The sequence below is a fragment of the Chitinophaga niastensis genome (assembly GCF_003014755.1).
Taxonomy (GTDB): Bacteria; Bacteroidota; Bacteroidia; order Chitinophagales; family Chitinophagaceae; genus Chitinophaga; species Chitinophaga niastensis.
In genome coordinates this window covers 1,474,060-1,491,060 of the sequence record NZ_PYAW01000001.1, presented here as the reverse complement: position 1 = coordinate 1,491,060, position 17,001 = coordinate 1,474,060, and the positions used below count along the sequence as shown (strand labels likewise).

General features: G+C 43.2%; 15 protein-coding genes. 6 read left to right on the top strand and 9 right to left on the bottom strand.

Annotation, left to right across the window (positions count from 1 at the left end; translation table 11 throughout):
- Positions 1-37: 37 nt before the first annotated feature.
- The 5 genes from CLV51_RS06270 to CLV51_RS06250 form a co-directional block, all read right to left on the bottom strand.
- Complete coding sequence (locus CLV51_RS06270; RefSeq protein ID WP_106527123.1) at positions 38-1,024, bottom strand: TatD family hydrolase; 987 nt, start codon at positions 1,022-1,024, stop codon at positions 38-40.
- Positions 1,025-1,046: 22 nt separating this feature from the next.
- Positions 1,047-1,946 (bottom strand): EboA domain-containing protein, encoded by a 900-nt coding sequence (locus CLV51_RS06265; protein WP_106527122.1) that lies wholly within the window; start codon positions 1,944-1,946, stop codon positions 1,047-1,049.
- 434 nt (positions 1,947-2,380) lie between these two features.
- Entirely contained in the window at positions 2,381-3,919 is a 1,539-nt protein-coding gene (locus CLV51_RS06260; protein ID WP_211301941.1) for an FG-GAP repeat domain-containing protein, read from the bottom strand.
- 107 nt (positions 3,920-4,026) lie between these two features.
- On the bottom strand, positions 4,027-5,805 hold the full coding sequence (locus CLV51_RS06255) for a RagB/SusD family nutrient uptake outer membrane protein (protein WP_106527121.1): 1,779 nt from the start codon (positions 5,803-5,805) through the stop codon (positions 4,027-4,029).
- A 30-nt stretch (positions 5,806-5,835) separates the two neighbouring features.
- Entirely contained in the window at positions 5,836-9,072 is a 3,237-nt protein-coding gene (locus tag CLV51_RS06250) for a SusC/RagA family TonB-linked outer membrane protein (protein WP_106527120.1), read from the bottom strand.
- A 603-nt stretch (positions 9,073-9,675) separates the two neighbouring features.
- Between CLV51_RS06250 and CLV51_RS06245 the strand changes: the two genes are divergently transcribed.
- The 3 genes from CLV51_RS06245 to CLV51_RS06235 all read left to right on the top strand — a co-directional run bounded on the left by CLV51_RS06245 (position 9,676) and on the right by CLV51_RS06235 (position 11,658).
- Positions 9,676-10,050 (top strand): transmembrane 220 family protein, encoded by a 375-nt coding sequence (locus CLV51_RS06245; RefSeq protein ID WP_106527119.1) that lies wholly within the window; start codon positions 9,676-9,678, stop codon positions 10,048-10,050.
- A 261-nt stretch (positions 10,051-10,311) separates the two neighbouring features.
- Positions 10,312-10,821, top strand: coding sequence for a DinB family protein (locus CLV51_RS06240; RefSeq protein WP_106527118.1), 510 nt, complete (start codon positions 10,312-10,314; stop codon positions 10,819-10,821).
- 96 nt (positions 10,822-10,917) lie between these two features.
- The gene (locus CLV51_RS06235; protein ID WP_106527117.1) at positions 10,918-11,658 is read left to right on the top strand and encodes a 3-oxoacyl-ACP reductase family protein; all 741 of its coding nucleotides are present in this window, start codon (positions 10,918-10,920) and stop codon (positions 11,656-11,658) included.
- Positions 11,659-11,663: 5 nt separating this feature from the next.
- On the opposite strand, the gene CLV51_RS06230 is transcribed toward CLV51_RS06235, so the two are convergent.
- Complete coding sequence (locus CLV51_RS06230; RefSeq protein WP_106527116.1) at positions 11,664-12,194, bottom strand: DinB family protein; 531 nt, start codon at positions 12,192-12,194, stop codon at positions 11,664-11,666.
- Between the two features lie 108 nt (positions 12,195-12,302).
- Positions 12,303-13,049, bottom strand: a complete 747-nt coding sequence (locus CLV51_RS06225; protein ID WP_106527115.1) for a CPBP family intramembrane glutamic endopeptidase — start codon at positions 13,047-13,049, stop codon at positions 12,303-12,305.
- Positions 13,050-13,175: 126 nt separating this feature from the next.
- Here CLV51_RS06225 and CLV51_RS06220 point away from each other — a divergent pair, with 126 nt between their 5' ends.
- From CLV51_RS06220 to CLV51_RS06210, 3 genes are all read left to right on the top strand, one after another.
- Positions 13,176-13,628 carry a MarR family winged helix-turn-helix transcriptional regulator gene (locus CLV51_RS06220; RefSeq protein WP_106527114.1) on the top strand — a complete coding sequence of 151 codons (453 nt, stop codon included), beginning with the start codon at positions 13,176-13,178 and terminating at the stop codon, positions 13,626-13,628.
- Between the two features lie 69 nt (positions 13,629-13,697).
- The gene (locus CLV51_RS06215; RefSeq protein WP_106527113.1) at positions 13,698-14,135 is read left to right on the top strand and encodes a DoxX family protein; all 438 of its coding nucleotides are present in this window, start codon (positions 13,698-13,700) and stop codon (positions 14,133-14,135) included.
- A gap of 34 nt (positions 14,136-14,169) precedes the next feature.
- The gene (locus CLV51_RS06210) at positions 14,170-14,754 is read left to right on the top strand and encodes a YceI family protein (RefSeq protein ID WP_106527112.1); all 585 of its coding nucleotides are present in this window, start codon (positions 14,170-14,172) and stop codon (positions 14,752-14,754) included.
- Between the two features lie 152 nt (positions 14,755-14,906).
- On the opposite strand, the gene CLV51_RS06205 is transcribed toward CLV51_RS06210, so the two are convergent.
- Together CLV51_RS06205 and CLV51_RS06200 are read right to left on the bottom strand one after the other, a co-directional pair.
- Positions 14,907-16,205, bottom strand: coding sequence for a DEAD/DEAH box helicase (locus CLV51_RS06205; RefSeq protein ID WP_106527111.1), 1,299 nt, complete (start codon positions 16,203-16,205; stop codon positions 14,907-14,909).
- A gap of 143 nt (positions 16,206-16,348) precedes the next feature.
- Positions 16,349-16,873, bottom strand: coding sequence for a YceI family protein (locus CLV51_RS06200; RefSeq protein ID WP_106527110.1), 525 nt, complete (start codon positions 16,871-16,873; stop codon positions 16,349-16,351).
- Positions 16,874-17,001: the final 128 nt, after the last annotated feature.

Sequence of the window (17,001 nt, the reverse complement as noted above, 5' to 3'; positions counted from 1 at the left end):
ATGGTTTATTGCCAGCAGAAACGAAACTGTCTGGCCTTTACCGGATGATGGTTGTACTTTTATCAATTCGAGGTTGCTGACCTCCACGCAGAACAGTGCTTCCGTTAAATTTCTCACTTTGATCGATATTTCCGACGATGTTAAAGTCTGCTTCATTTATCTGGCCGCTCTGCGCAAAAGCTTTTACAGCGTTGGTGTAAGTTACCGAATGAATGTCATTCAAGTCAATACCACTTTCGTGCATTAAGGCTGCTGTTTTGGGAACAGCCAGCGGATCGCTGATACCCCAGTCGGCAGCGGAATTAACCATAATACGTTCACTTCCATACTGTTTTACCACGGCAACCATGCGTTCATTGCCCATTTTGGTAAAAGGATAGATGGTAAACGCGGCCCAGAAGCCACGATCCAGCACTTCTTTAACGGTTTCCTCGTTGTTATGGTCTACAATGATCATGTGAGGTTCAAGGCCATGTTCCAGCGCAATGTCCATGCTACGTTGGGTGCCCTTCTTTTTATCGCGGTGAGGGGTATGTATTTGCACTGGTAAACCGGCCTCCCTGGCCAGTTCCAGCTGAGCACGATAATATTTTTCTTCCAATGGTGTCTGATCATCAAAGCCTATCTCACCGATCCCTACCACACCTTCTTTATAGATAAACAGGGGCAGTATTTCCATTACTGCTTCCGCCAGTTTTTCGTTATTGGCTTCTTTAGAATTCAGGCCAATGGTGCAGTAGTGCTTAATCCCAAACTGCGAAGCGCGGAAACGTTCCCATCCTACCAGGCTGCTGAAGTAATCGCGAAAAGTATCTACGCTGGTACGTGGCTGTCCCAGCCAGAAGGCAGGTTCTATAATAGCCACTACGCCGGCATCTGCCATTGCCTGATAATCGTCTGTTGTACGGGCAGTCATGTGTACATGCGGATCAAAGAAACGCATGCCTTTTATTTTATCGAGATAAGCGGGTGTATACGTAAGTGGTTGAAGGTCTTTTTCTGTTAAATCGTGGATTCCGCACATAACATTTCAATTTAAAGCGTTGTTATTTTGTAATTTTTTTGGCGATGGTGTCCCAGGAAAGGCTACCGGCCTGTATTTCAGCGGCAAGTGCCGGCGATTGTGCCAGCAACTGTTGTGCAGGGAGGTAGTCAGATTGTGCGCAAACCAGCGCTGCTGCTTCTTTTTCCACGTTATCAATACTATGCCAGATGCGGGTAATATCCTGTATATTATCTGCATTGACAAAATGCATCAATAACCGCCATTGCATTGGGTTTACTGTTCTTCCTGCTGCCCAGCGCTCATGCGCAAAGTCGGTAAGAATACCAGCCAGGGCTGCATTGGCCCGTTCATCTAATCCTGTTATATAATGAATGGGTTTATCTGTGAAGATGGCTTTCATCACCAGCTGATTCCAGGCCGGCTCTGCCAGATATTTTGCCGGCCATGGGTTATGCAGCATGATAGCATCCTGCACGATACCTATGTTTGAACGGATTCCTTCGGAAGCGCGTGCAATCAATGCTTCCGGCCATGCCAACAGCGGTAGTGCACTGTACAAAGCGGCCAGCTCGTTCATTTCGGCGATGCTGAACAATTGCTCCAACGTTTCAATATAAATCGTTTTATCTGTGGTGGGTAATTGTAGTAACCACCATACCCGTACGAGGCGGTCTAACGTCCAACCCTGTACGAAAAACGAAGGCAGCAGCTCCTGCAGTAAGCGGCCTTCTTCCGGCATTACTGTAATAATCTCTTTTCCCGTAAAACGGGGAATAGCAGTAAAAGTTTGATTGAACTGCGGGATGGCACGGGTTTGCTGCTGTAGCTGCAAACGCTGGAGTAACCATACGTTTGCTTTTTCATTACTATTATTATGAATGATCGTACGAAGCAGTGCGCTCACTTTATCCTGATCGTATACATATTCAGCCACTGACATATCCTGTTTAAAACAATAATGCTGATTTCCGACTAAAAATACCCCGTAATAATGGGATTTTCAGGATTCGTTTGTTTTTTTATGATAGATGGCAAAAAAGGAATATTAAACAGGGAGCAAAGAATGTTGAGTGACAAGTATATATAAATAAAAGAGAGGCATTACTGCCTCTCCTTCCGCCATTCTAAAACCTGATTATGCATCAGGATATCTTTATATCACCGGGCCATAGACGGGTGGCGCTGTGCAATAAGGTATACGATGGGAAAACTGCAATTAAGAACAATAAGAACATTAAAGACCGAGAACAATTGAGTGCTCATATCTCAATAAGTGGTGACTTACTTGTGCGATAATGTACGCAGAATAAATATGGCCGTAAGATACATATTTCTGCTTTCTTTCCAAATAAACAACTGATTTTATCGTTATACTTAATGCTTCGTATTATTCTGTAACACTATAAAAGGTTGATACTCTTTCCAGTTGGGCTTATAATCATCCAGTATCAGGAACCCCCTGGCATAGTTTCCTAGTACGATATCCAGATCCCCGTCGTGGTCATAATCCTTTACATCCATACAAATCCAGCGGCCTTCTTTCTCAACAGGTGGTGAATGTGGCGTAAATGTGAGTGGTTTATTACCGCCTTCAAAGAAAATAAATTTCTCCCCGGGATTATGCTGAAAATCGGCAAAGAAGGCAATGGCTGCAATATCTAATTTGCCATCCTGGTTAAAATCTGCCGCTACGGCTTTTGTACAGCCATTTACCGGATAAAACCATGCCTGCCGGTAATTATTATCTCCTTCGTTCAGATAGACATATAAACCATGGTAAGGTTTAAGGATCATAGAATAGTCGGCATTATCTCCACAGGTATATAAGATATCCGGTTTGCCATCTCCGTTAAAATCTGCCAGCTGAAAACTGGTAGAACCATTGAGTGGCGGGAAACGCAGCAGGTTAGATGATTTGAATCCGCCTTTTTTATCATTTTCAAATAGCCATATCCCTTCATTACCGGCAGCAAAGAGTACCATGATATCCGTATAGCCATCGTGGTTAAAATCGCCTGTTTCCGCATGAATAGCGCCGGGTACTTCCCAGATTGATTCCTGCTTATAACTATGATCCGGTAATTGTTTGAGCCAGTACAATCCACCCTGGTTATGGCCAAAAGCACATACCAGCAAGTCCATAAGGCCATCTTTATCAAAATCTGCTTCCAGTGTTTGTACAGGACGTTTCAGGAAGGGCATCAGATCGGATTGCCTGCTTTTGGGATCGTCCAGGTTCAGGCGGGAGATGATGCCTGCAGGAGCATCCACTGCCCGCATGTTACCAATTTCAGTGAGTATTGCCTGTTGTTTGCCGGTACTATCGGCTGTATATAGCACGTTTACGGCAGGTGATGGCAGCATCCACGAATTTATTATATGCAGGTTCTTATCCCAGCGGACCAGTTTACTGCTTAGGCCATCGCTGGTCAGGAGGCCGCCATCAGCAGGATGGAAGGACACCATGGTGGTAGCGGAGACAATATTTGTATCTGTAATTTCCGGGGATTTAAGGGAGAAAATGGACCAGTCGTGCTGCAACGGAACAGGTGGTTTGACCGGTGTCAGTTTTTCCGGGGCAAACTGCTGATAGTACGCTACCAGCTCTGTCCATTCATTGATAGATATAACCCCTGGTTTGTCGCCAGACATAGGCGGGTAGTATTGGTCTACACTCCAGACTTTAATGCCCAATTTGGGCGCCATAGCGGGCAATACGTGCTTCGTCCATGTTTCTTTATCCAATAAAGCCGGAGATACAGGCAAATGACAGCTGGAACAATATTTATCAGCCAGTGCTTTTCCTTTTTCTTCTTTGGTGGGTGTATGGCAACTGCTATTGATAACAATGCAGGTAATGATTGCAAATAAAGCCGCCATGCCGTAGCGCTTCATCATTGGTTGATCTGTCATCAGGAATAATTTTAACGGCACATGTAAAATACTAAAATGATCTATAAAAACGAATGCAGCGAAATGATTCGCTGCATTCGTTTTTATGGCAAAGCTAAATTGGGTTATTAATAATTTGGGTTTTGGACAAGCACTTTTTGTCCTCCCTGAATGGTCAGATCTATCTGTCGTTGTGGTATCGGGAAATATTCGTTCTTCCCTTTTGTGAACAGACCACCTTTAAGATCACCTGTAATGGCCGACTCATAGGTAAGATAAGCATTCAATGCCTGATCAGCTATACCCCAGCGTACCAGGTCAAAGAAGCGATGTCCTTCTGTAGCCAGTTCCAGTTTGCGTTCAAAGTAGATAGCTTTTAACGCGAAAGTGGCATCCGGGAAAGTAGGATACACGCTTATTTTGTAATTAGCAGCCATCTTAGTTGGATCAAAGCCTGCTAAAGGCAGGGTATCAACATTGTATTTATGCAACCAGGAAGCCGGGTGATTTATTATCCTGTTACGTATCTGATTTACATAATTAGTAGCGCCGAGCAGATCGCCGGTTTGGGCGTGACATTCAGCCGCCATCAGTATTACATCAGCCAGACGGATAAGCAGCACATTAATAGCAGATCCCGGTGCCCAGGAGTGTGCATCCTTGTATTTATCCTGGTTATACTGCCAGTAAATTGTTTTTTTAGGCGCATAAGGGCCGGCATATGCCTGGTCACGGATCCATCTTGCGCCCGGATGATTTCCCCAATCGTGATAAGGTAATCCGCGACGGCCAACAGTCCAGTCGAGGCGTGGGTCAAGCGTACCTGTTTCCGGTGTAAATGGAGTTGTTGACAAAATACCCTGGTCATTTTTAACCGGTTTTGAATTGTAGTTATCCAAATCAGGCAAGCCGGTAACGGGATCTGTACGATAAGAGTTTACAAGATCCTGAGAGGGCTGATAAAAGCCACAGCAGCCAAAAGGACTGTTATACGGGAAATTCAGCATTTCGCCCTGGTTAGCATTAGCGATGGTATTAGTTCCATCATTGGCAGTCATCTGGATAGCAAATACAGACTCCGAATTATTTTTCTTAGCTGCATCAAAATTATCCTCAAAGGCATCTGTCAGCGCATAACCAATTCCATTGGATGTTTTGCCCACCAGGATAGCCTGATCGAATAATGGTAACGCTTCCGTAAATTTTTTCTGGAAGAGAAATGTTTTAGCCAGATAGATCTGCGCAGCCCATTTATTCACACGCGCTACATCGGCTTGTGTTTCGGGCAAATTATCTGCTGCAAACTTAAAGTCGGCTTCAATAAAAGGCCAGATTTCCTTATCATTTTTAACACGCACCAGTGTAGTGGTATCGCTGATATAAGGTACTCTGCTAAACAATTTTCTCAGCTCAAAATAAAAGTGACCACGGAGGAACCTTGCCTGCGCTTCTACCTGCGTTTTTTCCGCAGCACTCATATCAGTAGCAAGCTTAAGTTTCTGCAATACTGTATTGGCGCGGATAATACCTTCGTAAACCGCTTTCCATTTAGTATTAAAGAAACCATTACTGGGATCTACTGTGAATTTAGCGATAGGATCAATCGCGGGCTGGTCACCGCTGAAACTGCCTTTGTGCGCATCTCCGCCTGCCACGCTGCCATAGATCCAGTTTGTAGGAGAAGACTCCCACGGACCACCGCCACCAAGTGCTGCGTTACCTGTTTGCTGGCCATCCAGCGCTGCATAGGTACCAACCAGCAGATAATTTACACCCGCTTTATTTGCCACAATTTCATCACTGAGGGATCCTAAAGGTCCCCGTTCAAGGAAGCTTTTTTTACAAGCCCCCATTCCTATAGCCGCTGCCAGGGCAATAATTATACTTGAATATCGTAATGTTTTCATTTTTCTCAGTTTTACTTTTCAGGAAAAAAATCAGAAGCTAACATTTACACCTACCAGGTACTGACGTTGATTGGGATAAGCACCTTCATCTACGCCGAAGTTGGATGTTCCGCCGGTAACTTCCGGGTCAACACCTGAGTATTTGGTGATTGTAAACAAATTAGCCGCCTGCACATAAACTCTGAATTTCTCAATACCTGCTTTTCTCGATACAGATTTTGGCAGTGTATAGCCCAGCAGGATGTTCTTTGCACGCAGGTAGGAGCCATTTTCAACGAAATACGAGTTAGGCACATTAGAGGTGCTGAAAGATGGTGATGTTTCCTGGATCGGAGCTTTAGCATTCTGGCGGGTTGGCAACCAGGAATCATACAGTGCTGTTTTGCTTTTTGCACCTTCAAAAGAAGGGTAGAAGTCTGTCCACCATTTTACCTGGTTCCAGATCTTATTTCCCTGCACGCCATAAACGAACATGCTGAAATCCCAGCTTTTGTAGGTAAGACCAATATTCAGACCGTATGTAAATTTAGGGTTAGGATTACCCAGGTAAGTACGATCTGCTTCTGTGATCCTGCCATCACCGTTTACGTCCGCATATTTGAAACGACCAGGCTTTACGTCTGTCTGATAAACTAGGGAGTTATCTTTGTATTTATCCTGTGTAGATTTGTTGGCAGCATCTATTTCAGCCTGGCTGTTCCAGAACCCATCTACTTTATAACCGTAGAATTCACTGATAGAATGTCCGACAGCATTACGGATAATAAAAGTACCGTTGAAACGACGCTGTTCCTGATCAAAGTAAGGAGCTGCATCTGATATTTTAACGATCGTATTATTGTACGTTGTGAAGTTACCGGTAACATCAAGTTTAAGATCCTTGGTAATATTGATATTTCCGGTAGCAGAGAAATCAAAACCTTTATTCTTCATTTGTGCAATGTTCACATAAGGCGCACTGGCTATACCGTATACACCTGGCAGTTCCGGGTTATACAATAAGTCTTTAACATCCTTGCGATAATAATCCGCTGTAATTTCCAGGGCACCTTTGAAGAACGTTGCATCAACACCAATATTGGCGTTAATATTACTCTCCCATTTTGCATCAGGGTTACCGATCTGTTTGCGGTTAAAGCCCTGAGAGATAGTGTTACTGGTACCTTTTATATCATAGAAGGAATTCCCTTTATCAAATCCGTAAGAAGTGAACTGATTACTTGGTGTTACGTTGATCTGGTTACCCATAATACCATAACCACCACGGATCTTCAGATCTGAAATCCATCCCAGGTTTTTCATGAATTCTTCCTGTGAAATACGCCATGCAGCACTTACTGCGGGGAAGTTACCATACCTGTTACTGGCACCGAAGCGGGAAGAACCATCACGACGAATTAAGGCACCCAGCAAGTAGCGGTCCTTGTAGGAATAATCCACTCTTCCAAACAGAGAGAATAACCCGTCCGTGAAATTATTGCTATAATTGGTAGGTGTACCGGTACCGGTGCTGAGGTTGGTAAAATCAGGATTAAATGTGAAATAGTCTGTAGAAGTACCACCCACATTGCGTCCCTTGTTATCATAAGCCTCCGTTCCTATCATTACTTTCAGGTCATGTACCTGGTTAAAGTTTTTATGATAGGCCAGGGTGTTGGTCCAGGTCCAGTCATATCCGCTTCCTGCATTTTCCGTGTACGAATTTACTTTGTTATTTTCTGCATTTTCGTATTCAGGCCGTGTAAAGCTGTGGTTATTGAAAGAATATATTTCACCACCAAAGCTGGTACGCAGGGTAAGATTTTTAAGGATGTCTGCTTCAGCGTATACATTGCCCAATAAGCGGTTAGCCAGTGTTTTAGTGGAACCAAAACGGTCCTGTATGGCTACCGGGTTACGGGCATTACCCAAACCTTTACCAAAGCTACCGGCATAATTGCCTTTTATATCATGTACAGGGATAATAGGCATTTCACGGAAAGACATACCAATACCACTACCTTCAGTAAGGATACTGATCTGTGGACTGTTGATAATAGAATACTCCATGTTTTCACCTATCCGTATATGATCCGTAACATTATAGGTGCTGTTGGCACGTACTGCGTAACGTTTGTTATAGGTGTTGGTTAATGTACCCTGCTGATTGAAATAATAGAAGGAGAAGAAATAGCTGCCTATATCGCTACCACCGCCTACTGATATATTATGGCTGGTAATAGGTGCCGGCTTAAATATTTCATGAAACCAGTCAGTACCCGCTTTATTCGCTTTTACAATACGATAAAAACCATCCGGGTCACTGGCATTTTTATAGTTCGGATCCACAAAATACTTAGCAGGATCTACGGCAGGATCGCCTTCCATAGTACCTACAGGAGCGATGTAATCTGGCAAACGCGGTGTGGCACCGGAGCCATATTGTTCATCCGCATAAACAGGGTTTGGTTTAGTATTGGCGATAGCCATCCATTTCAGGTTGGCCTGTTCCTGGGGGCTAAGTATATTATATACATTACCACCTTTGGGTCGTTGTGTACCATAGTAACCATCATAAGTTACTTTTACTTTACCTGAGCCTCTTTTTGTTGTAATGATGATTACACCATTTGCTGCACGTGCGCCATATATAGAGGCTGCACCTGCATCTTTGAGTACCTGCATAGAGGCTACGTCATTGGGGTTTACATCCGCCAGGTTAGAAACAGGTACCCCATCTACTACATAAAGCGGGGTATTATTCTGAAAGGTATTGGATCCTCTGATCTTTACCTGCGGCTCCTGGCCGGGTTGTCCGGTACCAAGAATAGTAATCCCTGAAACCTGGCCCTGTAGCTGGTTAGCGATTTGCGCCGTTGGTTGTTTTACAAGGTTTTCTACTTTCACTACAGATACAGCACCTGTCAGATCTTTCTTTTTCTGACTGGCATAGCCGGTCACTACAACTTCTTCCAGTGAACCTACTTTTTCTGCGAGTGAAACATTAATAGGACCGCTGCTTATAACAGCTTCCTGTGGGTCGTAGCCAACAAAAGAAAACACAAGTGTTTCGCCTGATTTAGCGACAAGGGAAAATGCACCGGCGGGATCTGTAGCTGTACCGCGATTGGTACCTTTTACATACACTGTAACGCCCGGCAGCGCATTGCCTGATGCCTTATCAGACACTTTTCCCGTAACTTTTGTTTGTGCTGAAACGTTGCTACTGGCAAGCAACAGCAATATGCCGCATAGCACGGCAAGTGCCTGGTAAAAATGTTTTTTCATAACGTGGTTTAAGGGTAACGTTTAAGAAAAATTGTTAGAAAATAAAGTACCTGTCATTTATACTTTTCGCTGTTGAGTCAGGCACTACTTTGCATACAATTCCCATTCCGTGCTGCATCGATTTTGCAACAAGGCATTTTAGTTCAAAATATGTAAAGCATTAATTATTCACCCAATGCATGATGCGCTACATTTTGTGAATAAAATAATAAGTGTTAACTCAACAGTTAAACTATAACTATTGCAAAAAAGATGTGTACATCATCAACCTGATGTATACGGCACAAGAAAGTGTTATCTCATAACGATAATTAATTTAGATCGTTTGCGGATAAGGGTTCTAAGCCAATAAATAGTGAGAAACGTTGTTAGTTTTTCTTCTTCTCTTCTACCAGATTTTGGTTCTCACGTGGAATTATAATTACTTTGAACCGAATATATAACATTATTTTAGCCCAAACAAGTGCTCTTTTAACATTCTTTTAAAAAGTGCCAAATTTGCAGCCAGTTATTGCACTATTCCGCACTGTTAGGATAAAATAATACAAGCTGATATGCAATTGAAATTCTTTTGTGTATGTTTAAACCCTAATTTTTACGTTCATGAAAGTGTTAAATATTTTCCTTTGTGTAATGTTCATCGTATTTGCAGGGTTACAGTATAATGATCCTGATCCTTACATATGGATGCCCATTTATTTGTATGCTGCTACCTTTTGCTGGCTGGCCTCCCGTGGCCGCTTTTATCGCAAGTGGTATATTGCCGGCATGCTTGTTTACCTGGTTTACGCCACTTATAAATTTTTTGATCAGAATGGTGTAGAAGATTGGTTTACGCTACATCATGCAGAAAATCTCGCGGAAACTATGAAGGCCACCAAACCCTGGATAGAAGAAACGCGCGAGTTCTTCGGATTGTTCATTTGTATAGGTGCACTGGGGATAAACTATATTTATTCAAAGTGGAAAAAGGCTTAGCAGCGGAGTGAAGGCCTTCGGCCTTTGTCTTTTCTTTAGCATGATTAGACTGATTTAGATGATTACCCTGATTTTATTTTCTTTAAAAAGATAACTATACTATTTTATAATATGCTTTTAGAAAATCAGTATAAATATTGATTAGCAAGAAATAAAATCAGGGTAATCATCTAAATCAGTCTAATCATGCTAAAGAAAAGACAAAGGCCGAAGGCCTTAAATCAATTTGTTTGTATCTTCATTTCCCATAAAATTCCTTATATGAAAAAAGATGCTATTTATCCGGCAGCACAATATTATGACCGCTATATTAATCTCGTACCGGATGTAGATCTGCAAACCGCGCTGGATCAATCTTTAGAAACCTTGCATGCATTAGATACCCCCCAACTGGAACTGCGTGGCAACTATGCTTATGCGCCTGGTAAATGGACATTAAAAAATGTATTTCAGCATATTACAGATACAGAGCGGGTGTTTGCTTACCGCGCTATGATGTATGCACGCAATGATAAACAGATTCCACCCAGCATGGATCAGGATGAATATGCCGCCAACACGCTTATTGACAACAGAAGCCTGGAGGATGTAATAGCAGAACTGAAAGCCGTACGATCAGCTACCATCGCTATGTTCAGGAGTTTTCCAGATGAGGTACTGTTAAAAACAGGTATCTGCTGGAAATATGAAATGTCGGTACTGGCCATGGGATTCACCGCTATGGGACATCAGATCCATCACCTTAATATTATCCGCGAAAAGTACCTGTGAGTGCATACTAACATTTAGGTTAGTAGTTAACAATTAACACTCCTCTTCTTTAAACCAGGCTACCAGCATAGCTTTGCTGGCATAAAATATTACTTTATGAAACGCTTGGAAAATAAAATAGCCCTGGTAACAGGTGGTAGTCGCGGTATGGGTGCGGCCATTGTAAAACGTTTGGCTGATGAAGGCGCCACAGTAGCCTTTACCTATGTAAAAGGCGCCACACAGGCCGCTGCACTGGTAGCTGAATTAAAACAGAAAGGACAACAGGCAACAGCCATCGCAGCCGACAGTGCTGATCCCAAAGCGGTGATAGCAGCAGTAGATCAGACTATCGCCACCTTTGGCCGTATAGACATACTCGTTAACAATGCCGGTGCCGCTGTCATGAAAGAATTTTCCGATTATACACTGGAAGATTATGACTATATAATGGCTGTTAATACACGCGCTGTATTTGTGGCTACACAGGCCGCCGCCAAACAAATGGTCAGCGGCGGAAGGATTATTACAATTGGTAGTTGTATGGCAGACAGAGTGGTTGGTGCGACAGGCACCTTGTACAGTATGAGTAAATCAGCGCTGACTGCTTTCAACAAAGGGCTTGCACGTGATCTGGGCGCCCGCGGCATCACCACTAACCTGGTACAACCTGGTCCGGTAGACACCGACATGAATCCGGCTGATGGCCCTCACGCTGATTATCAGCGGCAGCACATTGCACTGGGTCATTATGGTAAAGTGGAAGATATAGCTTCATTGGTAGCATTTCTGGCAGGGCCAGAAAGTGGCTATATCAACGGATCTGCCCTTACTATTGATGGTGGACTGAATAGCTAATCAGTTTACCTGGCAAGCAGGTTCCAGTACATGTAATCCGTATTGGTTGCATCTGTAATACCAACATGACGACCTATAGTAACTACCTGTCCGCGATGATAGGTAGCATGATATGCCATCTGCTGGACCATTTCAAAACGGGGAATATTAAAATCGCCGGTGAAAGGAATAGGCACTTCGCAGGTTGCCTGCAATTCTGCATCAGACAAGGACATTACGTAATCAGCAAAATGTGCTGATGCAGTAACAATATCTTCCAGTAAATCACTCACTGACCCCGTATATACTTCACCGTAAGTAAATGCGGGGTTAGTTTGTTGCAGGTTATCCAACCACCAGTTCTGACAGGTCAATATATGATGGAGTGTAGATTTGATGCTGGAAAAACTGGAAGCTACTTCTGTTTCAAACTGTTCAGGGGCTTTGCTTTTCAGCCATTCCACCATTGTTTTATTTGCCCAGAGATTATAGGCGGCAGTTCCTTTTACGAGGTCTGACAATGCGGAGCGGGTAGCGGGTGTTGCTGTTTGTATCATAGTAGCCTTGTTTTGTAATACAAAGAAACAACCGGTAAGTGACAGCGGTATGTCAGTTGGGTGCAGAAAAATTTCAACTATTTTTCTGAGAGATAAAAAAGCAGTGTTTTATTTAATCCAGTGAGCGAGGGCGATGCCTGTATTGATCAGGTTATGAAACAGAACAGGTAGCAGCAGGCTACCACTTTTGATTCGTATCCAGGTATATACAAAACCACTGATGGATGCCATTGCAAAAACGGATATATCCAGGTGGATTTGTGCCTTATAGTTCATGGCAAGACCATGTCCCAGTCCGAACAACAGGGAGATAAATATCATCTCAAAAACGGGGCGCTCTGTCCCATCCGGATCATGTTTCCTCAGGGCCGATTGTATCAGCCAGAGATAAACACCACGGTACAACAGTTCTTCCTGCAAACCGGGCAGGGATGCCTGGTACAGGAACCTTTCCACTGTTACATGTTCTGATGTGGCTTGTGCATAATTAATATAGGCTTTGATCAGTAACAAAGCACCGCCCATGATCAGGCAAAGCAACAGATACCTGGGGATCACCGTCATACGCATACCTATGGCCGTGTATGGGCGCTCCGTTCTTATGATAACCGGAAGAATTGCCAAAGTCACCACCAGGCTGAATATCTTCCCCAACCAGTTATAATTCAGTAAAGGCCAGTACAGTAGCTGCAACCCGCCCCCCAGCGAGAGTAGTCCTTCATTAAGCAGATAAACAATAGCAAAGAGTAAGATGGTGGTGCGGGAAACATGCTTCCTGAAAAATATCCAGGGAAGCATTATCACAAGGGTGAGAAGGGCTGTATATAAGGTATTCTGCAAGGGATGAATGTCCATAGGGCGGTTTGATACTTAAATATATTATAATTATTTTACTATTGTTGTAGCTGTTTTACAAAAAGATTTGGCGGAATGAAAAATACATCTACCTTTGTTGTATAGACAACAGTTGTAATTGTAATTATGAAACTGGAAGACGAAATAAAACAAAAGAAGTTCAAAAGTGAGTATCAGCGTGCTAAGTTGAACATTGTGTATACAGGCAGCTGGCTGGAGGTGAACATTGCACATGTGTTGAAGCAGTATGATCTATCTTCCCAGCAATACAATGTACTTCGGATACTTCGCGGTAGTAAACCCAACCCGTTAAACCTGCTGGACATCCAGGAGCGGATGATGGATAAGATGAGCAATACTACCCGTTTGGTGGAAAAGCTACGTCAGAAAGGGTTGCTTACACGTAACCAATGTGAGTCTAACCGCCGCAAAGTAGACATTGAGATTACCGGCAAAGGAATCAACCTGCTGAAGGAACTGGACCCGATAATGGATAGAAATGACGAGCTGCTATCGAAAAAGATTACCAAAGAAGAAGCGGTGCTGCTGAATGATTTACTGGACCGGATACGTGATTGATTTTTTTTGCCCTAACTGTTGTATATACAATAAACGTATAAACCCTTATAATTATAAACACACACTACAATGTTCAAAAAATTGTTATTTAACACAGACGACAACCTTACTTCCTTTATTGTGCGCGCAACCTTAGCGCTGATCATGTTACCACACGGTGCTCAAAAACTACTGGGTATGTTTGGTGGTTATGGTTTCAAAGGAACGATGAATTACTTTACCAGCAACGGCACACCTACCATACTAGCATTTCTTGTGATCTTCACGGAAAGCATTGGCTCTCTGCTCATCCTCTTTGGATTTACTACCCGTATCTGGGCGGCTATGCTTACGGTAATTATGATGGTAGCTATTTCCATACATGGTGCCAACGGGTTCTTTATGAACTGGACCGGTACACAGGCAGGTGAAGGAATTGAGTATCATTTACTGGTGATTGGTATCAACATCGCCCTGCTCATTAAAGGCGCCGGACGCTGGTCTGTAGATCGTCAGCTCTCTAAATAAATAATTAATTACAATCAATAAAATTATAAACAAGATGAAAGGTTTCTTTTTCACCACTCTCCTGTTATTAGCCGGCATCGCCACTTTTGCCCAGGTAAAATGGAATGCCGATCCTGCACACTCCAGCATTATTTTTGGCGTAAAGCACTTAGGCCTCAGCTATGTTCAGGGTCATTTCACCAAATTCAGCGGCACCGTTGAAACTGCAGACAGCACCAACTTTCAGCATGCAAAAGTAGATTTCACTGTTGATGCCAACAGCATCTCTACCGGTGTAGATCAGCGTGATGGTCACCTGAAAACAGATGATTTCTTTAATGTGGCTGAATATCCGGCTATCACCCTGAAAAGTGTTTCTTTTAAGAAAGTAGCTGGTGACAAATATGTGTTGTTAGCAGATCTTACCATCCGTAACACTACAAAACGTGTAGCCTTTGACGTTATTTACAATGGCGTTATCAAAGATCCATGGGGTTTGAGAAGAGCTGGTTTTACTGCAAAAGCTACCATCAACCGTCTTGATTTTGGTGTAAAATACGCAGACAAATTACCTTCCGGTGTATATGCAGTAGCACCTACTGTTGATATCACTGTGAATGTAGAAGCCGTAAAGCAATAATTTACAGATGATATTGTGTTTTTGAGTGCGGTTCCGGCTTATGCCGGGGCCGTTTTTTATTTAGATATTGGCAAAATTTGCCAATTAAATTTCAAGCAAAAAAATAGCTGCTGCCAGTAAGGCAGCAGCTATCCATAAATTATAAATAACATTTATTTCTTCTTCTTCACGGTTTTCTTAGCAGCTGATTTCCTGGCGGCTGATTTTTTCTTTGCCTTCTTCAGCTCCACCTTGGCCATTTCCTTGTTATGCTCATCCAGTAGTAACTGCCAGTTGTCGTTAGGGATATCTTCGGAGAAACTGATGGTTTCACGGTAATCATCTTTATTGATTTTCATTTCCGTGATTTCCTTACCCAGGAACGCCTGTATTTCATCCAATACAGGTTTCTCTTCGGTGCTGCAGAATGATACGGCTTGTCCCTTCTGCACACCGCGACCAGTACGGCCTACCCGGTGCACATAGTTTTCAGGCACATCAGGTAAATCGTAATTCACTACGTAGTCGACATTGGGAATATCAATACCACGCGCATTTACATCTGTTGTGAGCAATACTTTAATATCGCCTTTCTTGAACTCATCCATTACCTGCAAACGATCATCCTGCACTTTACCACCATGCATGGTAAGGGTTTTGATACCGATACGCTCCATAGCCGCCATTACACGTTCTGCACGCACCTTGGTACGAACAAACACCAGGATCTTACTTTCCGGAAACTCCTTTATCAGGCGTTCCAGGAAGAAACGTTTATCATCCATTTCCACGTAGGCCACCGCGTGACTAACATTCTTAGCCACCGGATCTTTTGGAGAAATCTGGATACGAATGGGATTTCTTACCACGGAGTAGGCCAGGTCCTTAATATCTGTGTTCAGTGTAGCGGAGAAGAACAGGGTCTGGTGTTCACGGGGAATATGTTTGATCACATCACGTATGTCACGGATGAAACCCAGGTCCAGCATATGATCCGCTTCATCAAGAATGAGGGTTTGTACCTGGCTGAGATCAATATGTCCCTGGTTGATCTGGTCAAACATACGACCAGGCGTGGCGATGAGCACATCTACGCCCTTTTCCAGTACTTTGATCTGCGGACCCTGATCTACCCCACCTACGAGCGCAAGAATGCTGAGATCAGTATATTGGGCGATTGATTGAAAAACTTCTGCAATTTGTATGGCCAGCTCACGGGTAGGCACCATTACCAGGCACTTTACTTCATATTTGGCTTTGCGGTATTTACGGTCCTGCTGTTGCAGGCGGTGCAGGACGGGGATGGCAAAAGCTGCTGTTTTCCCTGTTCCTGTTTGTGCCACAGCCATAACATCATCCCCATTGAGGATAGATGGAATAGCCTTGAATTGTATGTCTGTAGGACGTTTAAAGCCCATTTCAGCCAAACTATCCTTTATTTCGGAAGAAATATTATACTGTTCAAATTTCATGTTCTGTCATTAATCTACCGGCTACGTGCCGGGGTACAAAGATAGCTTTTAGCAGTTAGCTTTTAGCTTTTAGCAAAAATGCAGCGGAGTGGAAGTATGATACTTCTTCTCCGCTGCATTTTTGCTAAAAGCTAAAAGCTTCGCTATGACTTCACCAGCTGGATCTCCATATTCAACTTCACTTCGTCGCTGAGAACGATGCCGCCGGCTTCGGTGGTGGCATTCCAGCGCAGGCCATAGTCTGCACGATGCAAACGGCCTTTTAATGCAAAGCCCGCTTTGCTTTGCCCGTATGGATCTATTGTAACACCAGCATGGGTAACTTCCAGTTCAATAGGATGTGTTTCTCCCTTAATGGTCAGATCTCCCAACAGCTTGTACTGTTCATCATCTATTTTCTTCACCTTCCTGGATACAAAACTGATCTTAGGATGATTAATTGCATCAAAGAAATCGCCGTTCCTTAAATGTTCGTCCCGTTGTTTGTTTTGCGTATCAATACTATCCGCCGCCGCTTCAAAGGTGATAGTAGCATCGTGAAAATCATCACTGTTCGTTTGAATACTTCCGGTGAAACGCGTAAAAAAGCCACTCACATTCGTAATCATGAGATGTTTTACTTTGAATCCTATCTCGCTGTGTGATTCATCAATTTTCCAGTTTGTCATAGCACATTGTTTTTATGTTCCAAAGATTCTCTAAAAGTATTTGTTATAACATTGACAGCGGTTGGATAAATTGCCGGAAATGATGGACTATTTGAACATTAACATTTCCTTGCATTTCCAGGCGCAAC